Raw genomic sequence first — 587 nt, 5'->3', positions numbered from 1 at the left:
CCTTTCTTAATGAAAGATTTATTTGAGTATTTACAAACTTCAGAAGAAATTGAACTAGTCAAAAGCTGTGTATTTCATTATGAGATGGAATTTATTCATCCATTTTTAGATGGAAATGGGAGAATGGGCAGATTGTGGCAAACTTTAATTTTGATGCAAAAATATCCTGTATTTGAATATTTGCCATTTGAGACCTTGATCAGTAATGATCAGGAGAAGTATTATTCAGCATTATCTGATAGTGACAAAGTTGGAAAATCAACTGCATTTATAGAATATATGCTTGGAGTAATTAATAAATCCCTGGAAGAATTACTCAATTTTACAAATAGAACTCTGACTGAAAAAGATCGACTTGAATATTTCTTATCTCTTAACAAGAGAGAGTTTACGAGAAAAGATTATATGGAAGTTTTTAAAGATATTTCCGGAGCAACTGCAAGTAGAGATCTAAAAAAAGGTGTGGAACTGAATTTATTTAAAAAGATAGGAGATAAAAACAAAACTCTGTACAAGTTATAACTGGCCACAACATCGCATATTCGCAATTGCGGCCATTCAGCTAAAAGTAAGTTTATAAAAATCAG

Annotated in this window: 1 protein-coding gene; it reads left to right on the top strand. The window is 30.8% G+C overall.

The features are described from left to right. Positions 1-522 (top strand): Fic family protein (locus tag RM553_RS19595; RefSeq protein WP_311536652.1); only part of this gene is annotated, 522 nt, incomplete at its 5' end. Positions 523-587 lie beyond the last annotated feature (65 nt).

The sequence above is a fragment of the Autumnicola tepida genome, assembly GCF_031846485.1.
GTDB classification, from domain to species: Bacteria; Bacteroidota; Bacteroidia; order Flavobacteriales; family Flavobacteriaceae; genus Autumnicola; species Autumnicola tepida.
The sequence above is the reverse complement of the archived record's forward strand: the minus strand, read 5'-3'. Positions and strand labels throughout refer to the sequence as shown.